Here is a 19,574-nt window from a genome sequence, read left to right as displayed (position 1 = left end):
TGTGACACGCCACGCACAAGACTACAAAGAACACCAGGCAGCCTGAGGGGGGACCTCCCCTCGGCACGGGGGTGCGAGGGGCGGACCCTCCTCCGTGTGACGAAAATCACATGATCCGAAAAGTCCTGGTTGGTCAAGGGAACTCCAACCGAATGCCACGTTCGGGTTGCGCAGCACCCCCCAAGTCAGGGCAAGCTCATAGGTCGTGAACCCAGGTCCGCAGTTGAGCGAGCACCCCGCGCCCGAGGTGCCCCGCGGTCGCCGCCGCCCGCCACGTTCCCCCAAGCAGTCGGCCAAGCGCGCTGTGATCATCGGGCTCACACTCGTCGTCGTTCTCGGCGGCGGCGGTTACACCGCCTACACCGCCTACCAGAACGCCACGGCCCCGCCGCAGGCCCCGCTCTCCCTGCCGGAGCTGAACGGCCTGCTCGGCGGCGACCCCTTCGCCCCCGACCCCAGCGCCGACGTCCTCAAGGAGGCGGCGGTCAGCGCCATGCGCAAGGACCAGCTCGCCGCCAGCCGCAAGGGCAAGCCCAAGCTCAACCCGATCGAGGTGGCCGAGCAGGGCCCCGGCGGCAACGGCATTCCCGCGGCCAACTTCCCGCCCGGCAGCACCCCCTCGCCGGGCAGCAACAAGGCCGTCGCCAAGGAGATGCTGGCAGGCTTCGGTTTCGGCGCCGACCAGTGGGGCTGCCTGGAGAAGCTCTGGCAGAAGGAAAGCGGCTGGAACGAGCGCGCCATGAACCGCTACTCCGGCGCCTACGGCATCCCGCAGTCGCTGCCGGGCAGCAAGATGGCCAGCGCGGGCGCCGACTGGCAGACCAATGCCGCCACCCAGATCAAGTGGGGTCTGGGTTACATCAAGGGCCGGTACGGCACACCCTGTGGCGCGTGGGGCCATTCCACGGCAACGGGCTGGTACTGACACTCCCAGTGATGGGCAAGCCTGCTCGCCGCGGCTGACCGGACGGCTCACGCTGACCGTGTGAAGGTCAGCGTGATCGTGAATGTCCACAATCCAGGCGATACAGCCGACGCGTGCATCCGCTCGGTGCTCGAGCAGACGCTGCCGCAGGACCAGTACGAAGTGATCTTCGTGGACGACGGCTCCACGGACGGCACCGCCGAGCGGCTCGACACGGTCGCCTCCGTGCGGCGCAACGTGCGCGTCCTGCACCTGCCGCGCACGGGCTCGGCCATGCGCGGCCGTAACGTGGGCATGGCCAGCGCCAGGGGCGATTACGTCTACCTGCTCGACCAGGCCGACCGGCTGGAGCGCGACGCCCTGGCGCTGATGCACGAGCGCGCCGTCGAGACGGAGGCCGACGTGCTGGTCGGCCGGCTCGTCAGGGACGACGGGCCGCCGATGGTCGCCTTCGAGGCCAACCGGGAGCGGGCCGACATCCTGCGCGACCGGTTGCTCACCCTGCTCACCCCGCACAAGCTCTACCGCAGGGCCTTCCTCGAGGAGGAACGGCTCGGCTTCGCCGTGTCCGGGGGGAAGGTGGCCGAGCAGGCCTTCTCGCTCGCCGCCTACCTGCGGGCCAAGGTCATCGCCGTGCTGGCCGACGAGGTGTGCTGCCACCTGGGCGAGCAGCGGGAGGAGCCGGACGACCCCCCGGTCGTGCTCACCGAGCTACGCGCCCTGCTCGACGTCATCGACAGCGGCACGGAGGAGGGGCGGCAGCGCGACCGGATCTACGCCTACTGGTTCCGCTCGATGGTGCTGCGGCCGTTCCTCAGCCCCAGGTTCGCCGGGTCGTCCGTCGACAGGGGCCTCATCTTCACGATGTTCAGGGAACTGATCATGGAGCGGTTCCCCGAGCGGCTGGACCGCTATCTGCCCGTCCACCTGCGCGCCGTCGCGTCCATGATGCGCGCGGGCCGCCTGGACCAGCTCGTCAGCTTCGCCAACGAGTCGCGGCGCGCCGAGCTGTGGGCCGAACTGGGCGACGTGCGCTGGTCGGACGAGGTGCTGGAGCTCGGCCTCGAGGTGGAGATCCACACCTCCGCAGACGAGCCCGCGAGATTCCGCGAGGAGGAGGGCCGGCTGTACTGGCGTCCGCCCGGCTCGGTCGACCAGACGCTGCTGCCCGACTCGGTCACGGACGTCACCGAGGCCGTCGAACGGGCCCACATCGAGGTCTACGTCAAGCACGACAAGACCGGCGACGTCTACTTCGTCCCGGTGGTCTGCGAGGTCGTGCGCATCAGGGAACGCGGCAGGGTCAGGGTCCAGGTGCACGGGCAGGCGCGTCTGGACGTCGCCACCGCCGCGCTCGGCGAGGCGTTGCCGTCCGGCCTCTGGGCGGTCCACGTCAGGATGTACGGCGGGGCGCACCGCGCGTCGGCCAGGGTCAGGCACGCCGACGGGCAACCGTCCACCTGCCTGGGCGTGCTGGCCGAGCGGCCGCGGCGGCGGCTGATCGTGCCGTGCTGGAGCGACGACGGCGAGCTCAGCCTGTGCATCGAGCCGCGGACGTTCGCCGACTCGATCGCGCTCGTCTCCCGCGGCACGACGGTCACCAGGCGGGAGGGCCACGTCTACGTGGTGGTGCCGGTGCCGTACGTGCCGCCGAGCGGCGGGCCCGCCATGGAGCTCGTGCTGCGCGGCACCGGCCGCCGCAAACGGGAGGTCAGCGTGCCCGCGCTGGTCGAGCCCGGGCTGCCCGGCAAGACCGCGGGGCAGCTGATCGCGAAGGTGCCCATGGCCCGGCTGCCCGGCAAGGACCAGATCGGCCCAGGGAGGTGGACGTCGTCGCTGCGCACCGACGAGCAGGAGACGGGGCTGCGTTTCGCGCTGGAGGTGCACGGCGGCAGGATCCAGGTCACGCCGACCGCGCCCGTCGAACTCCCGCGCGACCCCATGGGCGGCGACACGCTGCTGCGCAGGTTGGCCCGTCGCGTGCCAGGCGCACGGCACGCCGTACGGCTGGCACGGGCGGGCAGGCACCGTTACCTGCGCGACTGAAGGTGCTCCACGAGATGCCCGCGGAACTCCTCGGGCTGTTCGATGTGGGGGCTGTGGCCGCAGTCGGCCAGCACGACCTCGCGGTAGTCGCCGTAGCGTTCCAGCGCCGCCCTGGTCTGGGCGACCATGGGCTGCGCCGGGGTGCCGGGCGAGCCGGGCACGACACCGAGCTGCCCGAGGTGGGCCAGGTCGAACGGCGAGCCGTCGGCGACGATCACGTCGTCGGCGCCCCTGATCCACAGGATGGGCGGCTTGGGGTCGACGGTGTGCAGGTCGTCGATGCGGAAGTGGACCGGGGCCAGGGCGTTGAGCACGCCGCGGGTGCCCGGACGCACGCCCGGCCACCCCTCGGACGTCACGGCGTCGCCCGGGTAGTTGTCCTCGCCGACCCTGGTGGACAGCATCGAGGCGACGTAGAAGTCCTCGTCGGCGACCGGCTTGGCGACGTAGGCCGAGCGGAAGACCACGCGGGGCGAGGTGGGCGCCTCGTCCGACAGGTCGCCCGCGGCGAGCCTGGCGACGAAGTCCGGGTTCGCGGCGCCCGCGCCCGACCCGGTGCCGTCGGCGTGGGTGAGCAGGCCCTCGGCGCCCTCCGTGCCGCTGTAGCCGTACGGGGAGACGGGGTTGACCAGGGTGAGCGAGCGGACCATCGCCGGCCGGTCACGCAGGAGCTGCAGGATGATGCCGCCCCCCATGCTCCAGCCGACGAGGTGCACCGGGCCCAGCCCCATGGCCTCGATCAGCTCGGCCAGGTCGTCGGAGAAGTCGCGCAGGCCGCGCGTCGCGTCGACCGGCGCGGGATCGCTGTCGCCGAAGCCGCGCAGGTCCACCGCCAGCGGCCGGTACGGCTCCGGCAGGGCGGCCAGGCTGTCGCGCCAGAAGGCCGCCGACGAGACGTTGCCGTGGACGAACAGCACGGGCTCGCCCTCGTCGCGCGGTCCGGTCAGGACGTTGTGGGTGAGCCGTGCGGTGGTGACCTTCATGCGACGACCTTTCCTTCCGCCAGGTCGCTGCCCTGCGTTTCACGGGCGGCGTAGACGGCGAACAGCGTAAGGGCCGCGGCTGCGGCCAGGTAGACGGCGATCGGCACCCAGGTGCCGAAGTCCTGGAGCAGCTTGACGGCGATGATCGGGGCCAGCGCGCCCGCCACGATGGCCGACAGCTGCGCGCCGATCGACACGCCGGTGTAGCGCATCCTGGTGCCGAACAGCTCGGAGAAGAAGGCGGCCTGCGGGCCGTACATCATGCCGTGGAACAGCAGGCCCACGGTCACCGCCAGCGTGATGGCCAGGAAGCCGCCGGTGTTGATGAGCGGGAAGAAGGCGAAGATCCACACGCCGACGCCCGCCGCGCCCACCAGGTACATCGGGCGGCGGCCGACGCGGTCCGACAGCGCGCCCCACAGCGGGATGGTGACGAAGTGGATCGCCGAGGCGATGAGCACGGCGTTCAGGATGGTCGGCTTGTCCAGCTTCACGACGGTCGTGCCGTAGGTGATGACGAACACGGTGATCAGGTAGAACGAGATGTTCTCGGCCATGCGGGCGCCGATGGCGATCAGCACGTCCCGCCAGTGGTACTTGAGCACGGCCGCGAGCGGCGTCTTGTCCTCCAGGGGCGGGGCCTGCTGGAAGACCGGCGACTCGCTGATGGACAGCCGGATCCACAGCCCGATCAGCACCAGCACGCCCGACAGCAGGAACGGCACCCGCCAACCCCAGGACAAAAACGCCTCGTCGGACTGGAAGGCCGCCAGCAGCGCGAGCACGCCGGTGGCCAGCAGGTTGCCGCCCGGCGCGCCGGCCTGCGGCCACGAGGCCCAGAAGCCCCGGCGGCTGGAGTCGCCGTGCTCGGAGACGATGAGGACCGCGCCGCCCCACTCGCCGCCGAGCGCGAAGCCCTGCACCAGGCGCAGCGCGGTCAGCAGCACCGGCGCGCCCGCGCCGATGGCGGCGTGGGTGGGCAGGCAGCCGATCAGGAAGGTCGCGATGCCCATCATGAGCAGGCTGATGACCAGCAGCGTCTTGCGGCCGAGCCGGTCGCCGAAGTGGCCGAAGACCAGGCCGCCGAGGGGGCGGGCGACGAAGCCGACGGCGTAGGTGAGGAAGGCCAGCAGGGTGCCGGTCAGCGGGTCGGACTCGGGGAAGAACAGCTTGTTGAACACGAGGGCCGCGGCCGAGCCGTACAGGAAGAAGTCGTACCACTCGATGGTGGTGCCGATCAGGCTCGCGGCCACGATCTTTTTGATGCTCATGAGCTTTCGCCTGTCTGGGGGAGTGGGGGGTTGTTGCTCACGGTAAGGAGTGACCGGCATCACTCATATGGGCGCGCGCCCCATACTCGGCGGGGGTGATATGTGGGTCAGCCGCTGAGGCGGTGCAGGCGGAGCGCCAGCTGGATCTCCAGCGCCCGCTCCGGCTCCTGCCAGCCGTCGCCGAGGAGCTGGGCGACGCGGTCCAGGCGCTGGGTGACGGTGTTGACGTGGATGTGCATGACCTCGGCCGTGCGCGAGGGGGAGCCGCCCGAGCCGAAGTAGGCGGCGAGCGTCTTCAGCAGCGCCGTGCCCCTGCGCTCGTCGTAGTCGACGACGGGCCCGAGCGTGCCGGTGACGAAGGCGCCCACGTCGCGGCCCTCGCCGATGAGCAGCCCGACGAAGCCGAGCTCGGCGGCGCTCGCGCCGTCGCCGGCCCGGCCGAGCGCCAGCAGCGACTCGGCGCAGCGCAGCGCCTCCCTGTGGGCGCGCGGGACCTGCGTCGGGTCGCTGATCGGGCCGGTCGCGCCCGCCGTGGCGGACGAGCCGAGCGAGACGGTCAGCTCCGCGGCGACGCGCTGCGCCAGCGCGCCCGGATCGGTGCCGGGCAGCAGCAGCACCACCTCCTGGCCGCGCGCGGCGGCCAGCCCGCCGGAGAGCGTGGCCTGCGAGGAGGCCCAGAAGGCGGCCCGCTCGCGCTGCCCCTCGTGCCTGGCCACCACGACCACGTGCGGCGCGGCCAGGTCGACGCCGAGCCGGCGGGCGCGGTCGGTCAGCCCTTGGGGATCCTCGGCGGCCCGGGAGATCAGGTCGTCGAGCAGCTCGCCGCGTACCCTGCCCTCCGCCTCGGCAACGCTCCTGCGGAACAGCAGCAGCAGGGCGCAGACCAGCGCCGCGCGTTCGAGGATGCGCTCGTCGGCGGCGTCCCTGTGGTGCGGGTCGCTGCGCAGCACCAGCGTGCACAGCGGCGCGCTGGCGGTGACCATGAGGTCGCCCCTGCGCACGGTCCTGCCCGGCACCGCCGCGTCGAGGACACCCTGCTCCACCTCGCCGACCAGCGGCCGTCCCGTCTCGTCGAGAACGGCCAGCGTGCCGCCGAGCACCTCCGTCACCACGGCCGCCACGTCCTCGATGCCGCCGCCGCGCAGCACGAGCGAGGTCATCCTGTCGTGGGCCAGCGCCGCGCGCTCCACCGCGTCGCTGTGCTCCCTGGCGGTCCGGTGCGCGTGGGACAGCTCCTCCAGGGCGTTGCGCGTCTCCTGCAGCAGCCGCGCGTTGTCGATCGCGACCGCGGCGTGCGCCGCCAGGCTGGCCAGCAGCGCCACCTCCTCCTGCGCGAACGGCCGCGCGCTGCGGTTGGCCGCCATCAGCACGCCGATCACCCGCTGCCCGAGGCGCAGCGGCACGCCGAGGATGGCCACCAGGCCCTCCTCCTTGACCGCCTCGTCGATGTCGGTGGTGTGGCGGAAGCGCGCGTCGGCGAAGTAGTCGGCCGTGGAGTACGGCGTCGCCGTCTGCGCCACCAGGCCGCCCAGCCCCGCGCCCATCGCGAGCCTGAGCGAGCGGAAGGCGGCCGAGATCGAGCCGTCGGTGACCCGCATGTAGGTGTCGCCGCGTTCGGGGTCGTGCAGCGTCATGTAGGCCGTGTCGGTGCCCAGCAGCTGCCTGGCCCGGTGGACGATCGCCTCCAGCACGGCGTCGAGGTCGCGCAGCCCGGCCAGGTCGCCCGCGGTGTCGTAGAGCGCGCTCAGCTCGGCCTCACGCCTGGCCCTGCGCCGCAGCAGGGCGCGGACCTTGAGCGCCGCCAGCTTGGCCTCCTCGAGCTCCTCGAGCGCCCGCGGGCCGGCGCCCTCGGCCCTGGCCTTGAGTATCGGGCCCTCGAACTCGACCGCCGGCGCCTCACGGGCCAGCAGATCGAGGAACGCTAGCGAGCCGTCCATCCGCCGTCCAGGGGGAGGGAGACTCCGGTGACGAACGACCCGGCGGGCCCGCACAGGTAGGCGACCAGCTCGGCGACCTCCTCGGGCTCGATCAGGCGCTTGATCGCGGCGGGGGCGAGCATGATCTGCTCCACGACCTCGGACTCCGGGATGCCGTGCGAGGCGGCCTGGGCGGCGATCTGCCTCTCCACCAGCTCGGTGCGCACGTAGCCGGGGTTGACGCAGGTGGAGGTCACACCCTTGGCCGCCCCCTCCAGCGCGATCACCTTCGACAGTCCTTCGAGGCCGTGCTTGGCGGCCACGTACGCCGCCTTGTACGGCGAGGCCCGCAGGCCGTGGACGGAGGAGATGTTGACGATCCTGCCCCAGCCTGCGGCGTACATGCCCGGCAGCACCCGGCTGGCCAGCAGGAACGGGGCCTCCAGCATGACCTTGACGATCTTGGAGAAGATCTCCGGAGGGAACTCCTCGATCGGCGCCACGTGCTGGAAGCCCGCGTTGTTCACCAGGATGTGCACGGGCTCGTCGGGCAGCGCGTCCAGGAAGCGGGAGTCGGACAGGTCGGCGACGACGGCGACGCCGCCGGTCTGCTTCGCCACGCGCTCCGCGGACTCCCGCGACATGTCCACGACCAGCACCCTGGCGCCCGCGGCCGCCAGCCGGACGGCGCACGCCCTGCCGATCCCGCTACCCGCCCCCGTCACCAGGGCGGTCCGCCCGGTCAGCTCGTCGGTCATGCCTCGGACCCTAGACCCTCCTCCGCCGACGGCACATGGAGGCCGCCCACATACCTTTTCGCGGCACTATGTGGACATCTTGATGAGGCCGCCCGCGAACGCCTTCTGGCTCAGCGCGCCCAGCTTCACCACCGAGCTGGGGTAGACGCTGCCGCAGCTGGTGTCCTTGGCGACCAGGTCGGGCCGGATCACCGCGGAGTCGATGACGCCCTGGCCGTAGCCCATGAGGAAGGAGCGCAGCTCGACGGGGGTGGGATCCACGCCCTCCTCCTCCAGTGACCTGTCGATCTCCGCGACCTCCCGCGCGATGGCGTCGGAGAGCGCGCGGTCCTGGGCGGCCTGGGCGAGGATGTCACGCCCGAACCGGGCGTAGATGTGTTCGAGCGGCGTCGCCGACAGGTGCCTCGTCAGGTCCTTGGCCCTGGCGTGGCGCATGGCCTGCATGAGGCGAAGCATCAGGATCTTCATCTGGTTGGTGGCACCGCCACGGCCAGGGCGGCGCCACTCCTCCTTTCGCTCCTTCAGGGGATGGTGTCGAAGCTCGGAACCTCATGCCGCGTCGGCGGGCCGCGCTGAGCGGACCTGTGCAGTCCTGGGGTGCCCACACCGCCTCCCTCGGCGCCCCGCGGACGCGAGGCGGAACCACCGGCATCGATACCCCGGTCGCCGGTGCCGCCCTCGCTCGCGCGCGAAACGCAATCCGGTTGTTGCACGGGGGCGTCCTGCCTTTCGCCAGAGGGTCGATGCCTTCCTCTGACGACGTGATGGGGGGATCGGATGGCGGCGTTGGCGAATCGTTATCGCAGCCCGGGGGGAACGTTGGGATTTGCCGGGAAATACCTTTACCCCGCGCCGGGTCACGGGGACCCGCGGGGTGGGGCGGTCCCGCCGTCCCTCAGGAGGGCCCGGTCATCGACAGCACGTCGAGCAGCGCGTCCAGCTCGGCCTCGGAGATGGTGCCGTTGGCGACGTGGCCGCGCTCGATGACCACCTCGCGGATCGTCTTGCGCTCCGCCAGCGCCTGCTTGGCGATCTTGGCGGCCTCCTCGTAGCCGACGTGACGGTTGAGCGGGGTGACGATCGAGGGGGAGGACTCGGCGTACTCGCGCAGCCGCTCGGTGTTGGCGGTGATCCCGGTCACGCACCGGTCGGCCAGCAGGCGGGAGACGTTGGCGAGCAGGCGGATCGACTCCAGGACGTTCCTGCCGATCAGGGGCAGCATGACGTTCAGCTCGAAGTTGCCCGAGGCGCCCGCGAAGGTGATGGCGGCGTCGTTGCCGATGACCTGGGCCGCCACCATGGCCGCGGCCTCGGGGATCACCGGGTTGACCTTCCCCGGCATGATCGAGGAGCCGGGCTGGAGGTCGGGCAGGTTGATCTCACCGAGCCCGGCCCGCGGTCCCGAGCCCATCCACCGCAGATCGTTGGCGATCTTGTTGAGGGAGACGGCGACGACCTTCAGCTGGCCGGAGAGCTCGACGATCGCGTCCTGGCTGCTCTGGGCCTCGAAGTGGTCAGGGGCCTCGACGAACGTGATGCCGGTCGCCTGGCTGAGCTTCTCGATCGCCTTGGCGGCGAAACCGGGAGGGGTGTTGATGCCGGTGCCGACGGCGGTGCCGCCGAGCGGGAGCTCCACCACGTGGGCGAGGGCCGACTGGACGCGGGTGACGCCGTGCTCGATCTGGGCGGCGTAGCCGCCGAACTCCTGGCCGAGCGTCACGGGGGTGGCGTCCATGAGGTGGGTCCTGCCCGACTTCACGGTCTGCGCGAACTCCGTCGCCTTGGCCCGCAGGGCGGTGGCCAGGTGCTGCAACGAGGGCACCAGGTGGAAGACGACCTCGGTGGCGGCGGCCACGCGGATCGAGGTGGGGAAGACGTCGTTGGACGACTGCGAGGCGTTGACGTGGTCGTTCGGGTGCACCGGACGGCCGAGCCGCGCCTGCGCCAGCGTGGCGACGACCTCGTTGGTGTTCATGTTCGACGAGGTGCCCGAGCCGGTCTGGAACACGTCGATGGGGAAGTGCTCGTCGTACTCGTTCTCCGCCACGTCGGCGGCGGCCTGGGCGATGGCCTCGGCCAGATCCTTGTCGAGGACTCCGAGCTCGGCGTTGACCTCGGCGGCCACCGCTTTGATCAGGCCGAGGGCGGCGATGTGAGAGGGCTCCAGGCGGCGACCCGAGATGGGGAAGTTCTCCACGGCTCGCTGGGTCTGGGCGCGCCAGTGGGCGTCGACGGGGACGCGGACCTCACCCATGGAGTCGTGCTCGATCCGGAATTCACTCATGTGTCCAAGTCTGTGCGATCCAGATCGAGCACGACATGCCGGGGTCAGGAGATGGCGGCGATGACCAGGATGGCGATCACGGCCAGCGCCACGATGGCGACGCCGATGAGGACGAGGACGCCCGCCCTGTTGGCCTCCGGCTGGGGCGCCGGCGTGCCCGCGATCGCGAACAGGTCGGTGCCCAGCCCCGGCTGCCGGTCGGGGTGGTCGGTCCCGCGCCCACCGGGACGAGCCGGTACGGCCACGCCGCCCGGTCCGGGAGGCATGCCGTTGTACGGCGCGGCACCCGGCGGACCCGCGTATCCGGGAACCCCCGGACCGCCATGACCCGGACCACCATGACCCGGACCACCATGACCCGGACCACCATGACCCGGACCACCATGACCCGGACCACCATGACCCGGACCACCATGACCTGGACCAGGCCCCTGCCCGGGACCCGGGCCCTGGCCGCCCGGCCCCTGGCTCCAACCGCCCTGCCCGCCTGGTCCCTGCCCTGGTCCCTGGCTGTGTCCCTGCCCGGATCCCTGCCCGGGAGCCTGTCCTGATCCCTGTCCTGGGCCGTGGGTGGCCTGGCCGGGGCGCGGGCCGGGAGCGGCGGGGCCACCGGGACCCTGCTGCCCGGAACCGCCCTGGGCGGCAGGCGTGCCGGGACCGCCCTGGGCAGTAGGCGGCGTGCCGGGGCCGCCCTGGGCGGCCGGTGCCGCGAAGGCGCCCCTGCCCTCCGGCGCCACGGGTCCCGCGAACGCGCCCCGCCCCTGCTGCCCGGCCCCGGCCGTCCCCGAGAACGCTCCAGGCGCGCCTGGCTCGCCGTGCGGTCCGGCGGCGCCCGGCGGCGGGAAGACCGGCTTGTCGGCACGCACCGGGATGGACAGCCTCGAGGTGACGACGGCCCCCTCGTCCACCGGCTCGGCCGGCTGGGGACGGGCGGGCTTGGGCCGCTGCACGGCCATCGTCCTGTCGGGGTCGAACTCCTCCATCACCTGCGGGATGTCGTTGCTCGGGGTGTCGGCCACCATCCGCAGCAGGGTCTCGGTCTTGGCCGCGGTCAGGCGCTGGCGGTGGTCCTTGTGCAGCATCCCCTCGAGCACCGGGCGCAGCGCCCCCGCCTGCGTGGGCGGGTCGGCGCTCTCGGTCATCAGCGCGGCCAGCGTCTCGGCCACGGTCGCGCGCTCGTAGGCCGGCCTGCCCTCCACGGCGAAGTACAGGGTCGCGCCGAGCGACCAGATGTCCGACTCCGGCCCGGTGTACTCGCCACGCGCCCGCTCCGGCGCCGTGTAGCCGGGGGAGCCGATCACCATGCCGGTCTTGGTCAGGCGGGTGTCGCCCTCGACCTTGGCGATGCCGAAGTCGGTCAGGACGACCCGGCCGTTCTCGGTGATCAGCACGTTGCCCGGCTTGACGTCGCGGTGCGTGACGCCCTGCGCGTGGGCGGCGCGCAGCGCGCCCAGCAGGTCGACGCCGATCTCGGCCACCAGCCGGGGCGGCAGCGGACCCTCCTCCTCGATGACCTGTTCCATGGAGCGGGCCTCGACGAGCTCCATGATGATCCACGGACTGTTGTCCTGGATGAGGACGTCGTGGATGGAGGCCACGGACGGGTGGCTGATCCGCGCGGCGGTGCGGCCCTCGCGGACCATGCGCTCGCGCAGTTCGGCGCGCTGCTCGTCGGTGAGCCCCGGGTCCTGGCGGATCTCCTTGATCGCCACCTCGCGGCCGAGGGCACGGTCGTGGGCCCGCCACACGGTCCCCATCGTCCCTCTGCCGATCGGGGTGATCAGCTCGTAGCGTTCCGCGAGCAGGCGCTTCTGCTGTTCCGGCATGAGAAGAAGATATCTATTCCCGCTTGGAGAACGCTTTACCCGCGCTTGCGAAGTTCGCGCGGCCACCAGCGTCGTGGAAGGAACACCTTTATCAAAGTGGCCATGAATCGGGCATAGCCGGACGGGTTGGGGCGCTGCTCGACGACCTTCCTGTGCACGCCCTCGCCCGGTCTGCGGTGGCTCCTGGGGAGCGGCACCACCGGGGTCGGCGCGGTCGTCTCCGCCCGGTGCAGGCCGCGGTGCGTGGGCCGGCGGACCGGGCCTGGGCGGGGGATCCTGCTCCTGGTGGCCAGCGGGTCCTCCGCCGCGCCCCCGGCCGCGACGCGGGCCAGCATGAGCGAGGCGCGCACCGAGTCGAGCCGGGTGGCGGGGTCGATCCTCAGCAGGGCGTCGAGCACGGGCGCCAGCGGTCCCGCCTTGACCATGGGGATGGGCTCCCCGCTGGTGAGCGCGGCCAGCGCCGCGGCCGCCGTACGCCTGCCGTGCAGGCCCCTGCCCTCGACCGCGGTGTAGAGGGTCGCGCCGAGCGACCACAGGTCGGCCGCGGGGCTGGCCTTCGCGCCCAGCACGCGTTCGGGGGCGATGTAGCCGGCCGAACCGAGCACGATGCCCGCCTGGGTGATGGAGGCGTCGCCCTCCATGGCCGCCAGGCCGAAGTCGGTGAGCACCGCCCGCTCGTCGGTGACCAGGACGTTGCTGGGCTTCACGTCGCGGTGGAGGATGCCTTTGGCGTGGACGGCCCGCAGCGCGCCGAGCACCTGCCTGCCGATCTCCGCGGCCCTGCGCGGCGGCAGCGGGCCCTCCTGCATGATGAGCTGCTCCAGGGACCTGGCCTGGAGCAGCTCCATCACGATCCACGGCCGTTCGTCCTCGGTGACGACGTCGAAGACGGTGATCACCGAGGGGTGCGCGACCATCGCCGTGGCTCTGCCCTCACGCTCGGTGCGGGCACAGAGCTCGGCGCGCAACTCCTCGTCGAGGACCGTCGGCAGGCGCACTTCCTTGACCGCTACGTAACGGTCGAGCAACTCATCGTGCGCTCGCCAAACCGTGCCCATGCCGCCGCGGCCGACCGGCTCCAAAAGCCGATAGCGCGCGGCAAGGAGGTAACCGGACGGCGCACGCATGGCAGGCAGCTTACCTATTTGCGGAAACCGACCAGTAGAGGCCGGGCCGATAAAAAGTTGCGAACTTCGGTCAAGCCGCCTGACTCGTCACGTCAGCAAACCTCTTGGCGACATCGTTCCAGTTCACCAGGTCCCACAGCCTCTCCACGTAGTCGGGACGCACGTTGCGGTACTGCAGGTAGTAGGCGTGCTCCCAGGCGTCGAAGACCAGCAGCGGCGTGGTGTTCATGCCGACGTTGCCGTGGTGGTCGTAGACCTGCTCCACCACCAGGCGCCCGCCGAGCGGCTCGTAGGCCAGCACGCCCCACCCGGAGCCCTGTACGCCGGTGGTGGCGGCGCTCAGCTGCTTCTGGAAGGCCTCGAAGGTGCCGAAGTGCTCGTCGATCGCGTCGCGCAGCGCGCCGTCGGGGCGGTCGCCGCCGTCGGGGGACAGGTTCTCCCAGAAGATCGAGTGCAGCACGTGGCCCGACAGGTGGAAGGCGAAGGTCTTCTCCAGGCCGACCAGTCCGCCGAACTGGCCCTTGTCGCGGGCCTCGGCCAGCTGCTCCAGCGTGTCGTTGGCGCCCTTCACGTAGGCGGCGTGGTGCTTGGCGTGGTGCAGTTCGAGGATCTCGCCCGTGATCGCGGGCTCCAGTGCCGCGTAGTCGTAGGGCATGTCAGGAAGGGTGTAGGCACCCATGATCCACCTCCAGGTGATCAACGCCCTCCCGACACTATTGCAAAGAGTTCGCACCTGCATCGGTCCAGAGACTTAGGACTCCGCTTCTTGCAAGTTATTCGCAACTACTACATGATGGCGGTATCAGTTCGGTCCCTGCGTGGGGCGGGCGGGGCCGCCCCGCCCGCCCACGTGCAGGTGGCTTGACTCTCTCGATCGTGGTCGCGTCAGCGGATTGCAAGCTGTTCGTCAGCGCCCTGACGCACGCTGAATCCGTGAACCTCACTACCGCAAAACGCGTCGAAACTGTCAGCGTCGAGCGTCATGATGAAAGTAGACGGGTTCACCGGAACTAGGCGGGACCCCGGAGGCGTTGGGGGAGAAAAGAGACGATCTCCAGCGCGCCGGGGACCTACCAGGGCAACGAGGCCCACCACATGAAGGATCAGGAGAGTCATCTGAGAGGTACATGATGTGCAGTCACTCACCCGCTTGCCCGGCCGCCGACGCAGCCGACCGTGAAGCCTCGCACGTGATCGCAGCCCACCCCGACCAGGGATGGAGCCTGCTGTGCAACGGTGTGGTCCTGTTCGAGGACACCGGCCTGCTGCTCCCCGACGGCACCGTCATCGCACCCCACCGCGGCCTGGTCGCCGCCTGACTCATCCCGCAGGTGCGGTCGTCCGAGACCGGCCACACCGCGGTGAGCCGTCACCCGTCCGAGAGGGCGCACCACCGACGCCGCTCACACCTGGCGCACCACCCACCGTCCTGAGGGCACCGCCCGGCATGCCGTACGCCGTCGAAGGGTGTCCGGCCACCGGCTTGGGATTCATCACCGAGCTGGCTGACCAGGCGAGGGCACTCTCGCGACTACGACCGTCAAGTGGACGCCGTCACCGTGCCCCTGTAGGTGGCAGGGGTGTTCGAGGCCGAGCACCGGCCCATCATGGAAGCCGGCGGCTACCGGCTGTCACCGGGGGCAGGGGTGGTTCACGTGCCTGTTCGGGCAGCAGACCATGCCGACCGTGATGAAGCGGCCTCCGGACAGCCAGGAGCCCCATTGGACATCCACCCCGCGCGGCAACAGGTCGGCAGCCAGAGCCTCACGGCACTCCAAAGGGATCTTGTCTCCCGCGTCGCGGTGCCGAGCGTACGTCTGGGACATCCATTCGACGGCTTTGACCGCGTCATCGAACGTCTCGGCGATCCGCGCAGCGGGTTTGGCCAGCCATTCACCCGTCCGCATCGGCGGCAGGACAGAAGTAACGAAGTCCGGTGAGGTGGGTCGGCGTTCAGCCTCACGAGCCAGGTCGGCCCCGTTGCCGAGCCACGTGTAAGCGTGCCAGTGCATCGTTCCCCGTAGTGTCGAAGGGGGACGGCCCCTGCCTGATTCAGGCGGGCAGGGGCCGTCTCTGGTGGCGTTCTAGATGGTCGCCTTCTGGAACGCCTCCAGCTCGGACCTGGTGAACCGGAGCGTCCCGGCATCCGGGCGCTTGCTGTCGCGCAGGGCGAACGCGTCACTCGCGCCAGGAATCGGGGCGATCTCCACGCAGGATTCGCCTTCGCCGTCCTCGTTGTTGTTGCCGCCGCACAGGCGGCGGAACTTCAGCGAACCGAGATCCTTCCCATACAGATCCATCTACCTGCCTTCCTTCGCACTCGGACCGGGCGGCCCGAGGTGGTGGCACGGCTGGCGGCTGGATGCGTCTGCCAGACGCCGGCCGCGCGTCTATGGGGGCGGCCGGTGCTTTGCACGCGCCGCTTGCTCGTCCAGCCGGGGTGTCAGGCCATCCAGGTTCCGCGCGAGGAGGACAGGCAGTAGGCCATGCCGTCGGGAGCCGTACTTCGTCTTGAGTTCGTCAGGCGTCATCGAGCTAGCTCACCGCCCTGAGGGGCGCCCGCCTGCGGGGCCGGCGGGTAGCCAGTTGGAGGGGTGTGACCCTTTCGACGTCGGCAACTCGCCGACGCAGCGCCGGAGCATCGGCGGCGCACACGATGTCGTCCCTGTTCATTTGGGTGACGATCCGCAGCCGGAGCATGTGTTCCCGGTACTCTTCACAGGTCCACGACGGCGGCACGTCTGATCGCGCTCTCTGGCTCCGCAGGGATGCCAGAGCTGGCAGACCGAGCCTGGCGATCGCAGTGACTCAGCGCTGTCTGTCCGGAGGGCATGCCCCGACGGTAGGAAAGCCCTGACAGCGCGGCCTAGGGGCTTTCCTGTCCTGTCAACAACTCGCCCCGGACATGCTCAATGAGAGTCGTCATCTCGTTGTCATGGACGGCTACCCGAGTGAAGCCCTCGAACTTGGTGACGTACGTTCCGACGTCGCGGGGATCGGTCGTGACGATCTCCGCGTGTGGCGTCTCCACAGTCGCCAGCCGCTCGTCGAAGATGCAGAACGACGTACCCGGTAGGTCGGTCTGGGGGACCGACAGCGGCACGACGCCTATCCGTACGTTGGCCAGGCGCGAGATGGATACGAGCTTGTCCAGCTGCCCGGCCATCATCGCCGGGGGAAGGATGCGCCACCGTAGAACTGACTCGGTGATCAGGAAGTGAAACGACCTTCCCGAGTCGTACAGAACGGTCTGGCGCTCCAATCGCGCTCCCACGGTGCGCGTCGTCTCCTCGGGCGTGAGGTTCCGTCGTCCGACGACGGCCCGTACGTACTCCGGCGTCTGGAGTAGCCCGGGGATGGCAGAGCACTGAAAGAGCCTTAGGAATGCCGTCTGAGCTTCTACGGCTTGGATCTGCATCTGCTTCTTGTGCGGCCCCATACGCCGGTACAGACGCCATGCCGTCACCTCTGTTGCTGCTCTGCGGGCAGCTTGGATGAATCCGGCCTTGACCTCTTCGGAGACCTCAAGGGCCGTGAGGATGCGTTCTACGTCCGTGAGGGACGGGGCAAGATGCCCGTTCTCGATCTTGCTCAGCTTGGACGGAGACATGACGGCACTCCGGGCAACTGCCTTGGCGGGTAGGCCGCTGGCTTCGCGCAGTTCCCGGAGGGCTGTCGAAAGGTCTTCCTTGTTCAGCCGTGACGCTCCCAGAAGGAAGCGAACGGCTCGGCGTGCTTGAGGGCCAGGTCCCGGTGCTGGATGTACTTCGAAGCCTGCGCTTCGGGCAGGATCTCGGCCCCGGTGAATGCTCCCTGGCCGTCGTAGTACATGCGGACGACCGTCCGTTCGTCGAACATCCAAAAGTCGTGATCGGGAAGTCCGGACACGTCGTGCTCGGCCAGATCCAGGACGAAGAACTCTTCCCCCGCCTTGGCGTTGCGGTGGTAGCCCCACGCGAACTCGAACCGGAGGTAATCCGTAAGCGGAGTGGTCACCACATGCACCCGGTACATGCGCTTGCCCGCCTGTACGGCGTTGCTCACCGTCGTTACCCACGGAGAGTTCCTGAACTGCTCGGGCTCCTCCTCGCCGGCGAGGAAGGCAGGGAGGCCGATGCGGGTTCCCGCTGAGTCGTAGTGGTTCAGCGTCTCCAGCCGAAAGGCTTCACGGTCGAAGCTCTCGAAGAGTTGGCCGAACTCCTCAGGTGAGATCACGGGCAACCTTCCGAAGGAGTTCTTCGGGGATCTCGACAATCGTTTCGTGATCAGGAATCGCTAATCCGTGATCGTCCAGCACTCTGGCACCTTGGATCACGTACGTTCCCCGGTCACTCCGGAAGACGGTAGGGCAGGTGCCGTCGTCACAGCCCTCGGTACCGCCGACCTTGGTGAGCCTCATGCCCGCTCCTCTGTGTCTGTGATCCCATGCTTCGGGGATCACCGGGCAGGGTCAAGCGTCGGGAGTTGAGAGAACAGGAAACCCCGTTCGGCTGTGGGACTGGGGATAGACGGCAGCCCCCGCCCCGATGCGCGGGCGGAGGCTTGGACGGCTCTCAGCCGCGCCCCAAGGCGTGGGAGGTTAGTCCAGACGCCTTGACCGGCTGACGACGACGAGTCCTCTGAACTCGCAGGCCCTCGTCCGTTGGAGTGAGGAGCATCCAACGACAGCGCCCATCTAGCTGCGGTTTCGGGTGGGGATGCCCATGAAGGTGGCTCCGCCGTCAAGTTGCCGCTGGTCAAAGAAGTCGTCACCCTTGTCGTCGACGACGATGAAGGCGGGGAAGTCCTCGACCTCGATCTTCCAGACCGCCTCCATGCCCAGCTCCGGGTACTCCAGGACCTCGACCTTCTTGATGCAGTCCTGCGCCAGGCGGGCGGCGGGGCCGCCGATGGAGCCGAGGTAGAAGCCGCCGTACTTCTGGCACGCCTCGGTGACCTGCTTGGACCTGTTGCCCTTGGCCAGCATGACCTTGGACCCGCCCGCGGCCTGGAAACGCTCGACGTAGGAGTCCATGCGGCCGGCGGTCGTGGGGCCGAAGGAGCCCGAGGCGTAGCCCGTGGGGGTCTTGGCCGGACCGGCGTAGTAGACGGCGTGGTCCTTCAGGTAGGCGGGCATCTCGCCGCCGGCGTCGAGCAGTTCGGCGATCTTGGCGTGCGCGATGTCACGCGCCACCACCAGCGGCCCGGTGAGCGACAGGCGCGTCTTGACCGGGTACCTGGTCAGCTCGGCGAGGATCTCCGGCATGGGCCGGTTGAGGTCGATCTTCACCACGTCGTCGGACAGGTGCTCGTCGGTCGTCTCGGGCAGGAAGCGGGCCGGATCGGTCTCCAGCTTCTCCAGGAAGACGCCCTCGGGCGTGATCTTGGCGAGGGCCTGCCGGTCGGCCGAGCAGGAGACGGCGATGGCCACCGGGCACGAGGCGCCGTGCCGTGGCAGGCGGATGACGCGGACGTCGTGGCAGAAGTACTTGCCGCCGAACTGCGCGCCGATGCCGAGCTTCTGCGTCAGCTCGAAGACCTTCTGCTCCATCTCCAGGTCGCGGAAGCCGTGGCCGGAGGCCGCGCCCTCGGTCGGGATCGAGTCGAGGTAGCGGGCGCTGGCGTACTTGGCGGTCTTCAGCGCGTACTCGGCGCTGGTGCCGCCGATGACCACGGCCAGGTGGTACGGCGGGCACGCCGCGGTGCCGAGCGAGCGGATCTTCTCCTCGAGGAAGGCCAGCATGCGCTTCTCGTTGAGGACGGCCTTGGTCTCCTGGTAGAGGAACGACTTGTTGGCCGAGCCGCCGCCCTTGGCCATGAACAGCAGCTTGTACTCGTCGGCGTGGCCGTGGGGGTCCTCGGCGTACAGCTCGATCTGGGCCGGCAGGTTGGTGCCGGTGTTCTTCTCCTCCCACATGGTGAGCGGAGCCATCTGGGAGTAGCGCAGGTTGAGCTTGGTGTAGGCGTCGTAGACGCCGCGCGCGATCGCCTCGGCGTCGCGGCCGTCGGTCAGCACGTGGCGGCCGCGCTTGCCCATCACGATCGCCGTGCCGGTGTCCTGGCACATGGGCAGCACGCCGCCGGCGGAGATGGAGGCGTTCTTGAGCAGGTCGAGCGCGACGAACCGGTCGTTGCCGCTCGACTCGGGGTCGTCGATGATCTTCCGCAGCTGGGCCAGGTGGCCGGCACGCAGGAAGTGCGAGATGTCGTGGACGGCGGTCTCGGTGAGCAGCCGCAACGCCTCCGGGTCGACCTCCAGGAAGCTGCGTCCCGCAGCCTCGACCTTCCGCACCCCCTCGCTGGTGATCAGCCGATACTCGGTGTCGTCGGCGCCAAGCGGAAGCAGGTCGGTGTAGTCGAACTCGGGCATGTCCCTCGATCCTTTCGGTCCTCCTAGAGGGTACGGCTTGGCGCGTGCGAGGAAGAACCACCGGTCACCAGAGGCATCCCATAACGGAT

At 69.9% G+C, this 19,574-nt stretch carries 18 protein-coding genes; 4 read left to right on the top strand and 14 right to left on the bottom strand.

What is annotated here, in order from left to right; translation table 11 throughout:
• Positions 1 to 205: 205 nt before the first annotated feature.
• Together ACWDLG_RS09820 and ACWDLG_RS09815 are read left to right on the top strand one after the other, a co-directional pair.
• Positions 206 to 925, top strand: a complete 720-nt coding sequence (locus ACWDLG_RS09820) for an aggregation-promoting factor C-terminal-like domain-containing protein (protein WP_354905703.1) — start codon at positions 206 to 208, stop codon at positions 923 to 925.
• A gap of 60 nt (positions 926 to 985) precedes the next feature.
• The gene (locus tag ACWDLG_RS09815; RefSeq protein WP_449917946.1) at positions 986 to 2,971 is read left to right on the top strand and encodes a glycosyltransferase family 2 protein; all 1,986 of its coding nucleotides are present in this window, start codon (positions 986 to 988) and stop codon (positions 2,969 to 2,971) included.
• Here the strand turns inward: ACWDLG_RS09815 and ACWDLG_RS09810 are convergent.
• The 9 genes from ACWDLG_RS09810 to ACWDLG_RS09770 form a co-directional block, all read right to left on the bottom strand.
• Entirely contained in the window at positions 2,956 to 3,954 is a 999-nt protein-coding gene (locus ACWDLG_RS09810) for an alpha/beta fold hydrolase (protein WP_449917943.1), read from the bottom strand. The two genes, ACWDLG_RS09815 and ACWDLG_RS09810, sit on opposite strands and share 16 nt — an antisense overlap.
• Complete coding sequence (locus ACWDLG_RS09805) at positions 3,951 to 5,225, bottom strand: MFS transporter (RefSeq protein WP_449917941.1); 1,275 nt, start codon at positions 5,223 to 5,225, stop codon at positions 3,951 to 3,953. Before ACWDLG_RS09805 ends, ACWDLG_RS09810 begins: the two co-directional genes overlap by 4 nt.
• Positions 5,226 to 5,332: 107 nt before the next feature.
• On the bottom strand, positions 5,333 to 7,162 hold the full coding sequence (locus ACWDLG_RS09800; RefSeq protein ID WP_449917939.1) for a helix-turn-helix domain-containing protein: 1,830 nt from the start codon (positions 7,160 to 7,162) through the stop codon (positions 5,333 to 5,335).
• Positions 7,147 to 7,899, bottom strand: coding sequence for a 3-hydroxybutyrate dehydrogenase (locus ACWDLG_RS09795; RefSeq protein WP_449917936.1), 753 nt, complete (start codon positions 7,897 to 7,899; stop codon positions 7,147 to 7,149). The genes ACWDLG_RS09800 and ACWDLG_RS09795 overlap by 16 nt, the downstream gene beginning before the upstream one ends.
• A 66-nt stretch (positions 7,900 to 7,965) precedes the next feature.
• Positions 7,966 to 8,355: a hypothetical protein gene (locus ACWDLG_RS09790; RefSeq protein ID WP_354905712.1), complete on the bottom strand. Its 390-nt coding sequence runs from the start codon at positions 8,353 to 8,355 to the stop codon at positions 7,966 to 7,968.
• A 439-nt stretch (positions 8,356 to 8,794) separates the two neighbouring features.
• Complete coding sequence (locus tag ACWDLG_RS09785) at positions 8,795 to 10,183, bottom strand: class II fumarate hydratase (RefSeq protein WP_449917934.1); 1,389 nt, start codon at positions 10,181 to 10,183, stop codon at positions 8,795 to 8,797.
• Positions 10,184 to 10,227: 44 nt separating this feature from the next.
• Entirely contained in the window at positions 10,228 to 12,009 is a 1,782-nt protein-coding gene (locus ACWDLG_RS09780) for a protein kinase domain-containing protein (RefSeq protein WP_449917931.1), read from the bottom strand.
• Positions 12,010 to 12,044: 35 nt separating this feature from the next.
• Complete coding sequence (locus ACWDLG_RS09775) at positions 12,045 to 13,136, bottom strand: serine/threonine-protein kinase (protein WP_449917928.1); 1,092 nt, start codon at positions 13,134 to 13,136, stop codon at positions 12,045 to 12,047.
• A gap of 70 nt (positions 13,137 to 13,206) precedes the next feature.
• Positions 13,207 to 13,815: a superoxide dismutase gene (locus ACWDLG_RS09770; protein WP_354905717.1), complete on the bottom strand. Its 609-nt coding sequence runs from the start codon at positions 13,813 to 13,815 to the stop codon at positions 13,207 to 13,209.
• A gap of 451 nt (positions 13,816 to 14,266) precedes the next feature.
• Between ACWDLG_RS09770 and ACWDLG_RS09765 the strand changes: the two genes are divergently transcribed.
• Both ACWDLG_RS09765 and ACWDLG_RS09760 read left to right on the top strand, forming a co-directional pair.
• Complete coding sequence (locus ACWDLG_RS09765) at positions 14,267 to 14,455, top strand: DUF5999 family protein (RefSeq protein WP_354905977.1); 189 nt, start codon at positions 14,267 to 14,269, stop codon at positions 14,453 to 14,455.
• 261 nt (positions 14,456 to 14,716) lie between these two features.
• Positions 14,717 to 15,076, top strand: coding sequence for a hypothetical protein (locus ACWDLG_RS09760; RefSeq protein WP_449917925.1), 360 nt, complete (start codon positions 14,717 to 14,719; stop codon positions 15,074 to 15,076).
• A gap of 144 nt (positions 15,077 to 15,220) precedes the next feature.
• Here ACWDLG_RS09760 and ACWDLG_RS09755 read toward each other — a convergent pair whose 3' ends face one another.
• From ACWDLG_RS09755 to ACWDLG_RS09735, 5 genes are all read right to left on the bottom strand, one after another.
• Positions 15,221 to 15,436, bottom strand: coding sequence for a DUF397 domain-containing protein (locus ACWDLG_RS09755; RefSeq protein ID WP_449917922.1), 216 nt, complete (start codon positions 15,434 to 15,436; stop codon positions 15,221 to 15,223).
• Between the two features lie 566 nt (positions 15,437 to 16,002).
• Positions 16,003 to 16,833 (bottom strand): helix-turn-helix domain-containing protein, encoded by an 831-nt coding sequence (locus ACWDLG_RS09750; protein WP_449918647.1) that lies wholly within the window; start codon positions 16,831 to 16,833, stop codon positions 16,003 to 16,005.
• Entirely contained in the window at positions 16,830 to 17,351 is a 522-nt protein-coding gene (locus ACWDLG_RS09745; RefSeq protein ID WP_449917920.1) for a DUF6879 family protein, read from the bottom strand. The genes ACWDLG_RS09750 and ACWDLG_RS09745 overlap by 4 nt, the downstream gene beginning before the upstream one ends.
• Complete coding sequence (locus ACWDLG_RS09740) at positions 17,338 to 17,535, bottom strand: hypothetical protein (RefSeq protein WP_449917917.1); 198 nt, start codon at positions 17,533 to 17,535, stop codon at positions 17,338 to 17,340. The genes ACWDLG_RS09745 and ACWDLG_RS09740 overlap by 14 nt, the downstream gene beginning before the upstream one ends.
• Before the next feature lie 276 nt (positions 17,536 to 17,811).
• Positions 17,812 to 19,485, bottom strand: coding sequence for a fumarate hydratase (locus ACWDLG_RS09735; RefSeq protein ID WP_449917915.1), 1,674 nt, complete (start codon positions 19,483 to 19,485; stop codon positions 17,812 to 17,814).
• Positions 19,486 to 19,574: the final 89 nt, after the last annotated feature.

The organism is Nonomuraea sp. NPDC003727, from assembly GCF_053586935.1.
The sequence above is the reverse complement of the archived record's forward strand: the minus strand, read 5'-3'. Positions and strand labels throughout refer to the sequence as shown.